This window comes from Cutibacterium sp. (genome assembly GCF_030525615.1).
Taxonomy (GTDB): Bacteria; Actinomycetota; Actinomycetes; order Propionibacteriales; family Propionibacteriaceae; genus Cutibacterium.
In genome coordinates, this window is record NZ_JAUNEJ010000001.1 from 652,773 (window position 1) to 668,511 (window position 15,739).

Annotated in this window: 11 protein-coding genes and 1 tRNA gene; 3 read left to right on the top strand and 9 right to left on the bottom strand. The window is 59.8% G+C overall.

Annotation, left to right across the window (positions count from 1 at the left end; genetic code table 11):
• Positions 1–3 precede the first annotated feature (3 nt).
• The 9 genes from Q4B98_RS03035 to lysA all read right to left on the bottom strand — a co-directional run bounded on the left by Q4B98_RS03035 (position 4) and on the right by lysA (position 10,183).
• A complete protein-coding gene (locus Q4B98_RS03035) occupies positions 4–846 on the bottom strand; it encodes an L-threonylcarbamoyladenylate synthase (protein ID WP_303195645.1) in 843 nt (280 codons plus the stop codon).
• Positions 830–1,705, bottom strand: a complete 876-nt coding sequence (gene prmC, locus Q4B98_RS03040) for a peptide chain release factor N(5)-glutamine methyltransferase (RefSeq protein ID WP_303195329.1) — start codon at positions 1,703–1,705, stop codon at positions 830–832. Before prmC ends, Q4B98_RS03035 begins: the two co-directional genes overlap by 17 nt.
• A complete protein-coding gene (prfA, locus tag Q4B98_RS03045) occupies positions 1,702–2,790 on the bottom strand; it encodes a peptide chain release factor 1 (RefSeq protein ID WP_303195330.1) in 1,089 nt (362 codons plus the stop codon). The genes prmC and prfA overlap by 4 nt, the downstream gene beginning before the upstream one ends.
• Before the next feature lie 99 nt (positions 2,791–2,889).
• Entirely contained in the window at positions 2,890–3,099 is a 210-nt protein-coding gene (gene rpmE / locus Q4B98_RS03050; protein WP_303195332.1) for a 50S ribosomal protein L31, read from the bottom strand.
• A 114-nt stretch (positions 3,100–3,213) separates the two neighbouring features.
• Positions 3,214–5,088: a transcription termination factor Rho gene (gene rho, locus Q4B98_RS03055; RefSeq protein WP_303195334.1), complete on the bottom strand. Its 1,875-nt coding sequence runs from the start codon at positions 5,086–5,088 to the stop codon at positions 3,214–3,216.
• Between the two features lie 294 nt (positions 5,089–5,382).
• The gene (gene thrB, locus Q4B98_RS03060) at positions 5,383–6,273 is read right to left on the bottom strand and encodes a homoserine kinase (protein WP_303195335.1); all 891 of its coding nucleotides are present in this window, start codon (positions 6,271–6,273) and stop codon (positions 5,383–5,385) included.
• A 10-nt stretch (positions 6,274–6,283) separates the two neighbouring features.
• Entirely contained in the window at positions 6,284–7,348 is a 1,065-nt protein-coding gene (thrC, locus tag Q4B98_RS03065; RefSeq protein WP_303195336.1) for a threonine synthase, read from the bottom strand.
• Between the two features lie 2 nt (positions 7,349–7,350).
• A complete protein-coding gene (locus tag Q4B98_RS03070) occupies positions 7,351–8,676 on the bottom strand; it encodes a homoserine dehydrogenase (protein ID WP_303195337.1) in 1,326 nt (441 codons plus the stop codon).
• A 67-nt stretch (positions 8,677–8,743) separates the two neighbouring features.
• A complete protein-coding gene (lysA, locus tag Q4B98_RS03075) occupies positions 8,744–10,183 on the bottom strand; it encodes a diaminopimelate decarboxylase (protein WP_303195339.1) in 1,440 nt (479 codons plus the stop codon).
• A gap of 122 nt (positions 10,184–10,305) precedes the next feature.
• Here lysA and Q4B98_RS03080 point away from each other — a divergent pair.
• The 3 genes from Q4B98_RS03080 (at position 10,306) to Q4B98_RS03090 (ending at position 15,701) form a co-directional block, all read left to right on the top strand.
• A tRNA-Arg gene (locus Q4B98_RS03080) sits at positions 10,306–10,377 on the top strand.
• A 152-nt stretch (positions 10,378–10,529) separates the two neighbouring features.
• A complete protein-coding gene (locus tag Q4B98_RS03085) occupies positions 10,530–11,753 on the top strand; it encodes a glycosyltransferase family 87 protein (RefSeq protein WP_303195647.1) in 1,224 nt (407 codons plus the stop codon).
• 189 nt (positions 11,754–11,942) lie between these two features.
• The gene (locus tag Q4B98_RS03090) at positions 11,943–15,701 is read left to right on the top strand and encodes a multifunctional oxoglutarate decarboxylase/oxoglutarate dehydrogenase thiamine pyrophosphate-binding subunit/dihydrolipoyllysine-residue succinyltransferase subunit (RefSeq protein WP_303195341.1); all 3,759 of its coding nucleotides are present in this window, start codon (positions 11,943–11,945) and stop codon (positions 15,699–15,701) included.
• Positions 15,702–15,739 lie beyond the last annotated feature (38 nt).

Consider the following 15,739-nt stretch of genomic DNA (forward strand, 5'->3'; position numbering starts at 1 on the left):
GTGTTAGTTCTCGTCATTCGAAGTGGGTTCAGAAGAAGCCTCTTCGTCGGTGTGGTCCTTGAGGTCTTCCATTCCGGCGACATCAGGAGCCACGTCGTGGATCGCTTCCAGAGACAGGGCTCCCTGCCGAACGATCTTGCCTTCGGAGGTCGACACGAAGTCGATGATGGTGGAAGACTCCCCAACACGACTCGGGCCAGCGTCCAGATACACAGCTACCGACACACCGAGCTGATCGGCGGCCTCCTGGGCTGTGAGAGCAGCAGGATGCCCGGACTTGTTTGCACTAGAGACGGCCATCGGTCCCGTCATACGCAACAGCTCGCGGGCTTGTTCCTGGTCGGGCACCCGCACCGCCAAGGTGCCGTTCGTCTCTCCCAAGTCCATGCCAAGAGAGTCCTGAGCACGCAAAATCAGTGTCAATCCGCCGGGCCAGTACTTCTCTGCGAGAGCCTCCGCTGCGGCCGGAATGCGCTGGCACAACGCCGGCAAAGCGACCGAATCACTTACCAGGACTGGCGGCGGCATGTCACGACCCCGTTCTTTGGCGTTGAGGAGGCGCTGAACCGCCAAGGCATTGAGAGCGTCGGCACCAATGCCGTAAACGGTGTCGGTTGGCAAGACAATGCACTCGCCGTCCCTCACAGCGTCGGCTGCCTGCTCCAAGGCCTCTTCCCACGTCTCCGGGTCCGTGACATCGAGAATAAGCGGAGTGGTCCCAGTATCCTCAGCCTCGTCTGCACCCTCGACAAGCTCGGACTGACTGTCGGTCGACTCCACGCCGGGGAATGCCGTCAGATCATCATCTTCGACCACAGTCGGGTCAGTCTCATCCATAACATCTATCCTTGCACCGTCGGCGAGCCGTGACGAACCTCGGTCTGCCTGAGAGGTCGTCATGGTCGGCTATCTCATCCCACTGCTCCGTCATCGCCATAGCCTCGGTCAGCGCCGTGCAGTGAGTGTCATCGTGCTCCATCACGAATAACCCGCCCGGCACGAGGAGTTTTGCCGCCCGGTCGATAAGACGACGTGGAAGATCTAACCCGTCGTCACCGGAAAACAGCGCGACCCCGGGTTCGTGATTCGTGACATCAGCAGGTATGGCGGAGGCGTCGACTCGACGCAGGTACGGCGGATTGGTGACGACCACATCGAAACGGCGTCCATCACGCGGAACTTCCAAGGCGTCCCCGGCAAAAAGCTCCACCCGAGAATTGGCAAGGTTCCGCCGCGTCCATATCAAGGCCGCCTCGTCGAGTTCGACAGCGCTGACTCGAGCTCCTGGCACCTCGCTGGCAACCGAGAGGGCAATAGCCCCGGTCCCCGCACAAAGATCAATAACGCGCGGGCTGGCCCCAGTCGTGACAAGACGACGCGCCTCATCAACGGCATACTCAGTCACCAATTCGGTTTCCAACCGGGGGATGAAAACCCCCGGGCCGACCTCCAGACGTAAGCCACGGAACCAGGCATGACCGACGATGTATTGGATCGGTTCGCCGGATCGACGCCGATCCACCATCTTGGTAAACCGGGCCTCGTCAGCGGGGCTCACGCTGGAGACAAGGATAAGTTTTGCGGGTTGCACGTCAAGGGCCTCGCACAGCAGCATTCGTGCATCAGCAGCTGGGGTCGGGATACCTCCAGTGGTGAGGCGCCGCGTTGCCCGCGCCAAAAGAAGCGAGGGGCTGGAATCTGTCACGAGGATTCCTGACTGTCATTCGGGCCGGCCATTCGCCGTTTCACCTCGTCAGCATGGAGGGCGTCGAGGACTTCACCAAGGTCACCGGACAGGATTTGGTCAAGTTTGCGGGACTTGTACCCAATGCGGTGGTCCGTAAGCCGGTTCTCGGGAAAGTTATACGTGCGTACTCGCGCCGAACGGTCGACAGTGCGGACCTGGTCTCGACGCATACGATCGTTCTCGTCAGCGACTTGTTGAGCAGCCAAGGCGGCGACTTTAGCGCGCAGCATCCGCATGGCCTCAGTCTTATTCTGCAGCTGACTGCGTTCGTTCTGGCAGCTCGCGACGATACCGGTTGGAAGATGGGTGAGCCGAACTGCAGAATCAGTGGTGTTGACCCCTTGACCGCCTGGACCTGACGAACGGTAAACGTCGACGCGCACGTCAGCAGGATCAATGTCGACCTCGGTCTCGTCGACATCAGGCATGACGAGGACGCCGACCGCCGAGGTGTGAATGCGTCCAGCAGATTCCGTCACTGGCACTCGCTGCACGCGATGAACACCTCCCTCGTGCTTGAGGTAACCGTAGGCTGGCCGAGAAGGCACACCCTCAACAGCAATGACGACAGAGCGATACCCGCCAAGATCAGTCAACTCGCTGGTGAGCTCCCTGACTTTCCATCCGACTCTCTCGGCGTACCGCGTGTACATCCGCAGCAGATCCGCAGCAAAGAGGGCAGATTCTTCGCCACCCTCGCCGGAATGGATCTCGACCAGGGCGTCCTCGTGGTCGAGCGGGTCCGAGGGAGCGAGCAACTCTGTCAGCTCGGCGCTCGCAGCGTCGAGGTGGTGACGCAGGTTGTCGGCCTCCTGCCCGAAATCAGGATCTTCGTCAGCGAGATCCTCAGCGACTTGGAGATCTGCGGTCAGGTGGTCAATACTATCGGCAACCGACACGACATGGCGCAATCTCGAGTGGCGTTTGCCAAGCCGTCCCATTGCGGCAGGATCGGCGAGCACCTTCGGGTCTGCGAGTTGAGTTTCGATGTCCCGCAGACGACGACGAACCTCGTCAACCGCTTGCTGCGTGGATTCGCTCATGACCCTCCTGGCCAACGATAGTGGAGCCGCCTCATGGCCCCTGAAACAACGATGACGCCGAGCGTTAGCCCGGCGCCATAGCGATACATCATTGCGACGTCAGTTCTTCTTGCCGTAGCGGCGCTCGAATCGGGCGACGCGACCGCCGGTGTCAAGAATCTTCTGCTTACCGGTGTAGAACGGGTGGCACTTCGAGCACACGTCGGCGTTGAGGGTGCCAGACGGTGCGGTGCTGCGGGTGGTAAAAGTGTTTCCGCAGGTGCACACCACGGTCGTCTCGTGGTAGTCGGGATGAATTCCCTGCTTCATGTGCGATCTCCTTGTCTAACGTGCCCCGGGTCGCCTGACTCATCCATCCGGACGTGAACCGGAGCCGGCGATTGACGATACACCGATTAACTCGCCTTGGTCTACTTGATGCCGTCACTCCTGGTTGGGAGTGGTCTTGGAGATTGCATACAGAAACTCGACGTTGGTCTGAGTCTTGCGCAGCCTCGACAGCATCATCTCAAGGGCCTGAGACCCCTCCAACCCAGACAGGACGCGGCGCAGCTTCCACATGATCGCTGTCTCTTCGCGCGAAAGAATAAGCTCTTCGCGACGAGTCCCGGAAGCGTCGACGTCGATAGCCGGGAACAACCGCTTGTTGGCGAACTCACGGCGCAGGCGAAGCTCCATGTTTCCGGTCCCCTTGAACTCTTCAAAGATCACCTCATCCATCTTCGAACCGGTCTCAACGAGGGCTGTTGCCAGGATCGTCAAGGATCCACCATGTTCGATGTTTCGAGCTGCGCCGAAGAACTTCTTAGGTGGGTACAGAGCGGCTGAGTCGACACCACCGGAGAGGATACGTCCAGAGGCGGGAGCAGCCAGGTTGTAGGCACGCCCTAGGCGGGTAATGCCGTCAAGCAAAATAACGACGTCGTGACCGAGCTCCACCAGACGCTTGGCTCGCTCAATGGCCAACTCGGACAGCTGCGTGTGGTCGTCGGCAGGACGATCGAAGGTCGAGGCAATAACTTCCCCGCTGACGGTGCGCTGGAAGTCGGTGACTTCTTCGGGGCGCTCATCGACCAAGACAACCATGAGGTGAACCTCAGGATTGTTCTTGGTGATGGAGTTCGCGATCGACTGCATAATCATCGTCTTGCCAGCCTTAGGAGGCGAGACGATGAGACCACGCTGGCCCTTACCAATCGGGCTGACCAGGTCGATGATCCGCCCCGTCATGTTCTTGGGGTCATCCTCGAGGCGTAGGCGCTCCTGCGGGTACAACGGGGTGAGCTTGGAAAACTCAGGACGCTGCCTCATCTGCTCGGGATCAGCACCATTGACCTGCTCAATTTTGACCAGAGGTGCGAACTTTTCGCGCCTCTCCCCCTCGCGGTGAGCACGCATCTGACCGACGATAACGTCCCCCTTGCGCAGAGCGTGGCGACGCACCATTGCCATCGAAACATAAGCGTCATTGGATCCAGGCAGATACCCCGAGGTGCGCACAAAGGCGTATTGATCGCGTATGTCGAGAATGCCGGAACACGGCACGAGGACGTCATCCTCGCGGAGATTCGGCTCGGAATCCGAGTACCGCTCATTGAAACGCTTGTGACGATTCTGGCGATCGCGCTGACGACGGCGACGTGAGCGCCGCCCACCATTTCCGTAATCTGACGAGCGCCCGTAATCGTCGTTGGGGTTCGAGTCGTAGTCGTTATTGTTGCGCTCTCCGCGAGTCCCGCGATCCAATTGGGAACGCTCACTATTCTTCCCGCGAGACAGCGCCTCCAACCGAGCGCCAACTTCGTCATTAACGGTGTTGTCGCCAAAGTGAGCGTTGGAATTGTCGCGGGAAGTGTTGCGAGCACGACGACGCGGCGACTCCACTCGGCCGCTATTGCCACGGTGCTGATGATCGTTGGTAGCGTCCTCGCTTCGCCGGTCCTCTGGTTTCTTCGCCTCGGCAGTGCGCTTTTGCGCCTCTGCAGCGTCAAGGAGGTCACCCACTGACGGGGTTTTCTCTGCCTGCGAGGCGTGCGTATCGGGTTCGGGCGAGTGGCGACGCCGGGCACGCTGCGGACGGGCGTTGTCTCCAGAGTTGTGAGGCTCTTGTCCCCCCTCATGACGAGAGGTTGACTTCCCTGTTCCGGGGTATCCCCCATCAGAGATTGCGGCCACAAGGTCAGCCTTGCGCATACTGCGAGCTCCCTTGATACCCATCTGCGCAGCGATGGATCGAAGCTCAGGCAGCAACTTCGTGGACAGATCTAAGGATCCGCCCGGCTGTGAGGTTTGAGTCACGTAAGTCCCTTCAAACTGCCCCGGCCGGTGCAACTCCCGGCGGGCGGGTTTCATCGGGCCTGCCGTCGGAATCGACAATGGGTCGGGCGGCTGACACCACGGTGTTCCGGGATGGTCTGCTGAGTGAGACCCTCGGCCGAGGTGCGGCGTTCGAGGCCCTCGAACGCCGAGGACATGGTCCCCAAGGACGGGCCTATGGCCGTGTCACGGCTCGCTCGTCAGTGGGGAATTGCGCGTTGAACGCGCTTACGGAACCACTATAACGCACATACCGGATCTCGCTCACACAACAGGTCAGAGGAAATGAACACCTTCGCCGAGAACGAGATCATGAACCGCGAAACCCGTAGCGTCAACGTCGTAAACTGCCTCAAACTGATCGCGAGTCCCCAAAGCTAGGACGGTAGGGCCGGCACCGGATATTACGGAGGCGATACCTCGGGAACGCAGGGTATCCATGAGGGTTGCTGATTCGGGCATGAGGGTGCGCCGATATGGCTGATGGAGCCAGTCGTTGGTAGCGGCCAGCAAGTACTCCGGCGCTGTCGTCAAGGCCGTCACCAGGAGAGAAGCGGCCAAAACCTGGTGAATGGCGTCAGCACGATCAACCCGTTCGGGGAGAACCTGGCGGGCCAGCGCGGTAGGGACATGGCGATCGGGAACGAAAACTCGGAAAATGATTGATGGGTTAACCGCCAATCCAATGTGATTGACGGTATCCCCGCTCAACCACGCCAGCTGGGCTCCTCCAAGGATGGCGGGGGCAGCATTGTCAGGATGTCCCTCGATAGCTGCGGCCATCGTCAGCAGCTCGGTGCGGTCTAGCGCAATTCCTGGACGTGCCAAACCCCAAGCCAATGCCAATCCGGACACGATCGCCGCAGCCGAGGACCCAAGACCACGGCTCTGCGGTATCGCATTGACAGCGACTAGGTGCAAGCCAGCGTCGGGGTGAGGGTAACCCAGTTCCACCAGACCTTGTCGCAACGTAGCAACGACGAGGTGAGACTCGTCGTGGGGGACGGTATCGGCACCCTCTCCCGTCACCTCGATCTCTACGCCCGGGCGGTCAAGGACCTCGACTCCAACTTCATCCCAAAGATCCAGGGCCAGACCCATGCAGTCATATCCAGGGCCAAGATTCGCTGAGGTGGCAGGAACACGCACCCGCACGCTGTCAGCCATCATCAACCTCTCAGGACTGGAAATCCAGCAGGGCTGCGACCTTGTCGGTCGATGCCTCGACGGCTTCAGTGGACAAAGTGGTGCGGCTCAGCGCAGTGTCAATGTCTTTGAGGCCATTGCCCGTGACGGTGATGACGATGCGCTGTCCGGACTCCAGTCTGCCTTCCGATTTCAGCTTAAGAAGCCCAGCGACACCCGCAGCCGAAGCCGGTTCCACGAAGATACCCTCCTGAGCGGCAAGGAATGCCTGAGCGTCGAGGATTTGCTCATCGGTAACAGCCTGGATGAGTCCATTCGACTCGTCACGAGCGGCCAGCGCGAGGTGGCCCGACGCCGGCCTACCAATACGAATGGCCGTGGCCACAGTCTCCGGATTATCGACGTCGTGACCCAGTACCAGCGGGGCAGCTCCGGCGGCCTGGAAACCAAACATCCTCGGGGTATGACGGGCAGGACCGTCATCGGCGTATTCGCGGTAGCCCTTCCAGTACGCGGTGATGTTTCCGGCATTGCCGACCGGCAGGGCGTGGATGTCGGGGGCGTCGCCGAGCACATCGACAACCTCGAAAGCGGCCGTTTTCTGCCCTTCAATACGGTATGGGTTGACCGAGTTGACCAAGGACACCGGGAAACTCTCAGCCAATTCGCGAGCGATACGAAGACAATCGTCAAAATTACCGAGAACCTGAATAATGCGACCGCCATGGACAACGGCCTGGGCAAGCTTGCCGGCCGCGATCTTTCCTTGAGGAAGCAGCACCACAGGGGTCATGCCAGCCCGAATCGCGTAGGCCGAGGCGGAAGCCGAGGTGTTGCCGGTGGAGGCGCACACGACAGCTTTCGACCCGTCAGCGAGGGCCTTCGTCATGGCCACTGTCATTCCCCGGTCTTTGAAGGAACCAGTCGGGTTGGCACCCTCGACTTTAATCCAGACCGATGAACCGAGCTCAGCGCCCAGACGAGGGGCCGGCACCAATGGCGTAGATCCCTCTCCCAAGGTGACGATCTCGTCGATCCCGTCCAGCGGGAGTCGATCGCGGTACTTTTCAATGACGCCGAACGGACGCTGGGCCATGATTACATTCCCTCCACTCGAATGACGCGGGGATCAGAGTTGACGTAATGGTGCCCGGTGAGTTCATTGACGCATTGCTTGACGTCGCACTCTCGGGCTTCGTGGGTGAGGATCTTGAGGGTCGCGGACCAGCCGTCGGCGCGATCGTTAGCCTCCACCGCTGATTGTTGGACGGTCTGCAAGGAGACGCTATGGCTCGCGAAGATCTTGGCGACCTCAGCAAGGACACCTGGCTGGTCACGTACCTGCAGACGTAGGTGGAATCTGGTACGAACCTCGTCGATGGGCAGAATCGGGAATTTCCCGTAGACGTCCTGGGGCGGTCCGGCGACTCCTCGAACCAAGTTACGAGCGACCGTTACCAGATCACCCATGACAGCGGAGGCCGTCGGAGAGCCACCTGCCCCCGGTCCCAGGAACATGAGATGACCGGCCTCGCGAGCTTCGACGAAGACAGCATTGAACGCACCTGAAACCCCTCCTAGTGGGTGGGCGGCAGGAACCAAAGCCGGATGAACGCGAGCAGAGATACCGTCAGGGCCAGCCTCGCACACTGCTAGGAGCTTAATAACGCAGTCCATGTCTCGCGCAGCACCAATGTCTTCGCGGGTAATGGCCGTAATGCCTTCCCGATATACCTGGTCGCCGCGCATACGAGTATGGAAAGCCAACCCGGATAGCAGAGCTGCCTTGGCGGCCGCGTCATATCCCTCGATGTCGGCCGTCGGATCTGCCTCAGCGTATCCCCTAGCTTGTGCCTGGGCCAAAGCCTCGTCGAAACCTGCTCCAGTAGTCGTCATCTGGTCGAGGATGTAGTTCGTTGTGCCGTTGACGATACCCATCACCCGGGTGATCTGGTCACCGACAAGTGACTCGCGCAGTGGTCTGACGATCGGAATGGCTCCGGCCACAGCGGCTTCGTAGTAGAGGTCAACCTTGTTGTCCTCAGCGACTGCGTGTAATTGTGCGCCATGGGCGGCAAGGAGAGCCTTGTTGGCGGTGACGACGGAATGCCTCTTTTCCAAGGCCGCCGTCAGGAGCTGGCGAGCGGGATCGATACCGCCGATAAGTTCGATGACGATGTCGATGTCGTTGCGATTGACTAGAGCTGTCGGATCATCCGTGAACAGCCTGGAGTCAAGGCCTTGACGTGGCCGATCAGGATGGGCAACGGCAATGCCAGCGAGCTCGACGTCACGGCCCACCCGAGCTGCGATGTCATCGCTGCGTGACTGAATCATCCGGGCTACCTGGGAGCCCACGACACCGCACCCGAGTAGGGCCACGCGGATCGGCTGGGCTGACGCGGAACCGGCGGTGTTCGTCATCTCATCCTCTTCTCGTTGTTGTCAGCGGATCGTTGGTTAAGGCAGTTGAGCCACTTATTCTTGTCTTCTAACACGGCCACTGCACCTCAGCCTTGACCGGGCCTGTGTCCAGAGAGAGCAGATCGTCGATAGTCTCCCGCCTCAGCAACACCGACGTGTCCGCAGGAGTTCCCGTACCGACGCGGACGACAGCAGGACGCGGAACGTGGTTGTAGTTCGAGGCCATGGACCTGGAATAGGCTCCGGCACCAGGAACTGCAATGACGTCACCCGGGGAAACGTCACCCGGAAGGTAAACGTCACGAACCAGAATGTCGCCGGCCTCGCAGTGTTTTCCGACGATACGGCATAACACCGGGGTGACCGTCGAGGCCCGGTTGGCGACGACTGCAGAGTACTCCGCAGCATAAAGAGCCGGACGAATGTTATCGCTCATACCCCCGTCAACGGACACATAGATTCGCTGAGCACCGGTGTCCAGGTCCACAGGCTTGACAGTGCCAACGGTGTAAAGGGCCATCGTGGTCGGGCCGACAATGGCACGACCGGGTTCCAGAGAGATGTGGGGTACCTCCATCCCCCTCCCTCGAGCTTCCAGGGTGACGATCTCGCGGAGAGATTCAGCCAATCTCTCTGGGGTGGCCGGAGAGTCCTGAATGGTGTAGGCAATGCCGAATCCGCCGCCAAGGTCAAGTTCAGGCAGGGCGGTTCCGGTAGCTTGCTTGAACTGTTCAAGCAGCTTCATAGTGCGCCGGGCCGCAACCTCAAAACCGGCGGTGTCGAAAATCTGCGACCCAATGTGAGAATGGATGCCAAGAAGGTCAATAACGTCACTGGTATGACACCTCACCATGGCCACCATGGCAGCTCCATTGGTGATTGAGAAACCAAACTTTTGGTCTTCATGCGCGGTGGCGATGTACTCGTGGGTGTGAGCCTCGACGCCAGCAGTCACCCGCACCATGACTCGTGCGTGCCAATTGTTCTCGCGACACAGGAGCTCAATGCGGGTAATCTCATCGAGCGAATCAACGATAATCCGCCCGACCCCGGTGCTTAGGGCCAGTTTCAGCTCGGCAAGTGATTTGTTGTTCCCGTGCAAACCGATACGTTCCGGATCCATTCCACCTTGAAGAGCAGTGATGAGTTCACCGCCGGTGCAGGTATCCAGACACAGACCCTCGTCATGGATCCATGAGGCGATTGTGCGAGTGAGAAATGCTTTACCGGCGTAGTAGACGTCCCATCCTGCGAAGGCATCGCGGAAAGCTCTGACACGCTGGCGGAAATCAGCCTCATCGAGGACGTAGAGCGGCGAGCCGTACCTGGCCAGCAGATCTGTCACGCGGACGCCTGCAATGCCGACGATACCGTCGTTGTCACGTCCAGTGGATCCGGACCACAGGGCAGGGTTCAGGGCGTTGACGTCATCGGGCACAGTCAACCACTGGGGGCCGGCGGCCGCGACGTCGGCGTGAACCGAGCCGGCAACGTGCATATGCGTCATGCTTCCACCTTGCCAGAGGCTGACGACCGGATTGGCGGGTGTCCATCTTCGGAGCCATGAATAGCAAACCACCCCACGAGTGCGCTAGAGTCGACGGACGGTCGGGGTCCATGGACCCACCGGCTCCCGTAGCTCAGGGGATAGAGCACCGCCCTCCGGAGGCGGGAGCGAGGGTTCGAATCCCTCCGGGAGCGCCTAACGGGGTGAAATCATGTTTACCGGCTTTCACCGGGTAGGGTTTCACCTCGTGCAATGCCTCGAGACTGAATCCCCTCGCCAGAGATCCCGAGCCGCCCTGTTTTCCGGGGTCGGCGCCCTCCTGGTGTGGGTCATCGGGCGCATGATTATGTTGCACGTCTTTGTCAAGCCCTCGTCTAATTACATCACCGGTGACGTGCAGTATTACTTGTCGTGGGTGCAGAGCGGTCAGCCCGATTCGGCTGTTCTTCCGGAATATCCACTTCCTGTGGTGTGGTTTCTGAAAGCCTTGCATTGGTCTGCGGGTGATTCGTACTTCTTACCGGCGTTCGCCACCACGATGTTGCTCCTTGACGCTTTACTCGCTGTGGCCATGTGGCTCGACGGTCACCGTGCCGGCGCACTGTGGTGGATAGTCCTGGTGCCGTTTCTCGGGCCGATCATGTGGAACCGTTTTGACATGGTGCCCGCTGTCTGCATGGGATTGGCAGCTCTGTGGTACCGACGTCATCCCGCCGCGTGCGGAGTCATGATCGCCTTGGGCGCTGCAGTCAAGTTGTGGCCGGCCCTTCTCATTCTGCCGATGATCTCGCGGCACAAGGCGGCCATTCGTCGCCTCATTGCATTTGCGGTGACTGGGATCGCACTTGCTTTGGCTTCGTTGTTGGCGGGTGGATGGAGTCGGCTGGTATCCCCCTTGACGTGGCAGTCGGGTCGTGGACTCCAAGTTGAATCGGTGTTGGCGACCATCCCCATGTACCAACACTTTAAGAATCCGGCAGGCGGATACAAAGTCGAGATGTCGAAGTACAACGCCTTTGAGGTTTTCGGTTCTGGGGTGTCTGCATGGCAGTCGATCTCGACGATCCTCATGGCTCTCGCCGTGGCGTTGGCGGTTGGGCTGGCCTTGGTCTCGTGGCGTCGCGACGGCCTCGACCACCGCAGCACCGTCCTGGCCGACCTCGTCATCATTGGTGCTCTCATCGTTGCCAACAAAACGTTGTCCCCCCAGTACTTCGTGTGGTGGGCTGCGCCAGCTGCCATGATTCTCGATCGAGTCTCTGGCGAGCAGACTTCTGAGGAGCCTCCTCACCCGAATCCGTGGGTTCGGACATGGTGCTGGGTCGTCGCGTTACTCCTTCTCCTCACGGCGTTCTTGACCCAGCAGCTTTACCCGCTCAATTACGCCGGGATCATTGGTTTGCCGCCCGGTCGTACCAGCACGATTCTCTTGGTTGGTCGCAATGTCATGACCATCGTGACTTTTGCAGTGTGCGTTGTTGCGCTGGTGGCAAGTCTTCGAATGCACCGTCCCGCTCAGCCGACATCGGCCCCCAGCGCGCCACGTCACGCTATCCTGAAGGAGCGGTGACCAATATCACATTTTGGTGATCGGGGATGGGTGTTTCCCGATGTGCCCAAATTGTTGGGATGGCCTGGTCAATCCAGCTACGATCATCACGTCTGGGTCCCGTGGACGCAGACGGAGCAGCGCAGCTCGAAGGGCCTTTCCCAGTAGGTTCCGCGAGTGCTTGACACGACGGTTTGACGGAAGAAGGCAGTGGTGAGTCCCGCCCCACACGACAAGTCCAACGACTCTCTTGATTTCGGAGCCAACGACTGGCTTATTGAGGAGATGCGTGACCAGTATCGGGAAGACCCGAACTCGGTTGATCCGGCCTGGGCCACGTTTTTTCGGCACGAGGCCGCGCAGCCTGCCGATGAGGTTGCTGCAGCGGCGGCCGGCGGACAGCCTGAGCCAGTTAAGAAGCCGCAGCCCGCTCCAGCTGCAAAGGTAGAGGCCCGCAAGCCCGCTGCGACATCCGCCCCCACCCCGACACCGAAGGTCAAGGACATGGCAACGAAGCCCGAATCAGCTAAAACCTCCACCGAAACAACTCGTCCGCTCTTGACCGCTGACGCACCGCGTCACAGCGCCAAGCTGGAAACCGTCGAGCCGACGGTGACGAAGATGAAAGGTGCGCCAATGCGCACCGCCAAGAACATGGATCAGTCGCTAACCATGCCGACGGCCACCACCGTCCGTGACGTGCCGATGCAGTTGGTCATCGAGCAGCGCACCATGATTAACAGCTTCCTTCGTAAGGCCAAGGGTGGAAAGGTCTCCTACACCCACATCTTGGCCTACGCGATGGTTCAGGCCCTCAAGACCGTTCCGGCCATGAATAATGCCTACGCAGAGATTAATGGTAAGCCGCACCTCATCGAGAACCACCAGATTAACCTGGGCATGGCCATTGACGTCGTTAACAAGGACGGATCCCGCAAACTCGTGGTGCCCGCCATCAAGGGTGCCGAGCAAATGGACTTCCTCGATTTTTGGCGTGCCTACGAGGAGATCGTGCGCAGGGGGCGCAACAACGAGCTGACCGTTGACGATTTCAAAGGGGTCACAGCATCCCTGACGAATCCCGGGGGTTTCGGTACCAACCACTCCATCGCCCGCCTCATGCCTGGCCAGGGCGTAATCCTCGGCGTCGGATCGATTGACTACCCGGCGGCCTACCAGGGCAACTCCCCCACCCGTATGGCGGAGCTGGGTATTTCTAAGGTGACGACTCTCACCTCAACGTACGATCACCGAATCATTCAGGGTGCCCAATCCGGTGAGTTTTTGCGTCGCATACATCAGCTACTGCTGGGAGCCGATCGCTTCTACGAGAACATCTTTGAGTCCCTGCGTATCCCCTACGCTCCGGTTCAGTGGGCCAGCGACCGTCAGGCCAGTCGTGCGGACCAGGTCGGCAAACAAGCCCGTGTCATCGAGCTCATTGACTCCTGGCGTCGTTTCGGTCATCTGTCGGCCGATCTGGATCCCATCGAATATCGACCTCGGTTCCACCACGACCTCATGCTCAACAGTCATGGCTTGACTCTGTGGGACATGGACCGTACCTTCCCGGTCGCGAACTTTGCCGGGCAGCGCCGGGCCATCATGACGTTGCGTGAGATCCTCACGATTCTGCGTGATTCCTACGCCTCGACAATGGGCATTGAATACATGCACATCGCCGATCATGAGCAACGTAAGTGGTTCCAGGATCGATTCGAGAAGGCGCACCAACCCCTTTCCCGCGAAAAGCACTTGCAGATCCTCGACCAACTCAACGAGGCTGAGATCTTCGAGACTTTCTTGCAAACCAAGTTCGTCGGTCAGAAGAGGTTCAGCCTCGAGGGCGGCGAGTCCGCCATCGTCTTGCTGGCCGCGCTGTGCAGCCTCGCCGCCGATGACAGCCTCGATGAGGTGTGTATCGGTATGCCTCACCGAGGCCGCCTCAATGTGCTGGCCAATATTATTGGTAAGTCTTACGGACAGATTTTCCGTGAGTTCGAGGGAAATGCTGAGCCGGTAAACTCCCAGGGTTCTGGTGACGTCAAGTACCACCTCGGTGATGAGGGTGAGTTCACTGCGGCCTCCGGCAACACCGTCAAGGCCTCGGTTGCTGCTAACCCGAGCCACTTGGAAGCCGTTGATCCGGTCCTTGAGGGTATCTGCCGAGCCAAGCTTGACGCCCTCGGTAACCCTGATAATTTCCCGGTACTGCCGATCCTCATGCACGGCGACGCTGCCTTCTCTGGTCAGGGGGTCGTCTACGAGACTCTTCAGATGAGTCAGCTGAATGGCTACCGTACCGGCGGCACCATCCATGTTGTTGTCAACAACCAGCTCGGATTCACCACCTCGCCTCGTGACGGACGTTCCTCCACCTACTGCACCGACGTCGCGAAGGCCGTTGGGGCTCCTGTCCTCCACGTCAACGGGGACGACCCTGCCACCGTCGTCCAGGCTGCACGTATCGCCTACGAGTACCGTCAGACGTTCCACCGTGACGTCGTTATTGATGTGGTCTGCTACCGACGTCGCGGTCACAATGAGGGTGACGATCCGAGCTTTACCCAGCCGCACATGTACGACCTCATCGCCGAGAAGCGCTCGACTCGCAAGCTGTACACCGAGAGCCTCATCGGACGTGGTGACATCACTCTCGAGGACGCCGAAGCTGTGATGTCGAAGTTCCGTTCCCGCTTGGAGACGGTCTTCAAGGAAGTTCGCGATGCCACCTCGAAGCCCGAACCCTACAGTGGCGTTCCGGACTATCCGGTCAAGCACACTGGTTTACACCCGACCAAGGTTGAACCCGACATTTTGGAGGCGGTCGCAAGGGCTCACGAAAACCTGCCCGAGACCTTCACCGCCCATCCCAAGGTCGCAAAGCAGATGACTCGCCGTGCCAAGCACATCCGACAGGGCGGTATCGATTGGGCGACCGGTGAGATGATCGCTCTGGGCTCCCTGCTACGCGACGGTATCCACGTACGCCTGGCCGGTCAGGACAGCCGACGCGGTACGTTCTCCCAACGGTTCGCGGCGCTGGTCGATCGTGAAACTGGCGAGTTCTATGTTCCCGTCAACCATCTGGGTGGTGAGCAAGCCCATCTGGACGTCTTCGACTCCCCGCTGAACGAATACGCGGCGATGGGCTTCGAGTACGGATACTCGGTCGCTCGTCCGGACTCCCTGGTCCTGTGGGAGGCCCAGTTCGGTGACTTCGTTAACGGTGCGCAGACGATCATTGACGAGTTCATTGCGTCGGCTGGTTCGAAGTGGGGCCAGAAGTCCGGTGTCGTCCTGCTCCTTCCTCATGGTTTCGAGGGCCAGGGTCCTGACCACTCCTCTGCTCGCCTGGAGCGTTTCCTCAATTTGTGCAGTGAGGACGCTCTGGCTGTCTGCCAGCCCTCTACCCCGGCCAGCTACGGTCATCTGTTGCGCCAGCACGCTTACGTAAATATGCACCGACCCGTCGTCATCGCGACCCCGAAGTCCATGCTTCGCAACAAGATGGCGACCTCGGATCCTGAGGAGTTCACCACCGGAAAGTGGCGTCCGGTGTTGCCTGATCCGTCCATTACTGATCCGTCAGCCGTGACGAGGATCATTCTCTGCTCGGGCAAGGTGCGTTGGGAGCTCGTCAAACAACGCAAGGCTGCCGGACTTGACGGTCAGTTAGCGATCATTCCACTGGAAAGGCTCTACCCGCTGCCCGACAAGGAACTGGCCGAAGTGCTCCAGCCCTACAGCAATGTCACCGACGTCCGTTGGGTGCAGGAGGAACCGGAGAATCAGGGGGCTTGGTACTACATCCTCACTCACCTGCCACAGGCGATGTCTGACAAGCTGCCTGGGTTCCTCGACGGCCTAACTGCCGTGACACGCCCGCCGGCCTCGGCTCCCTCAGTGGGTCAGCACAGCGTACACGTCCGCGAGGAGCAGGAACTGCTCAAGAAGGCCATGGCCTGACCTACCCCGCCACGGCACCATCTCACCAGAGGTGGTGC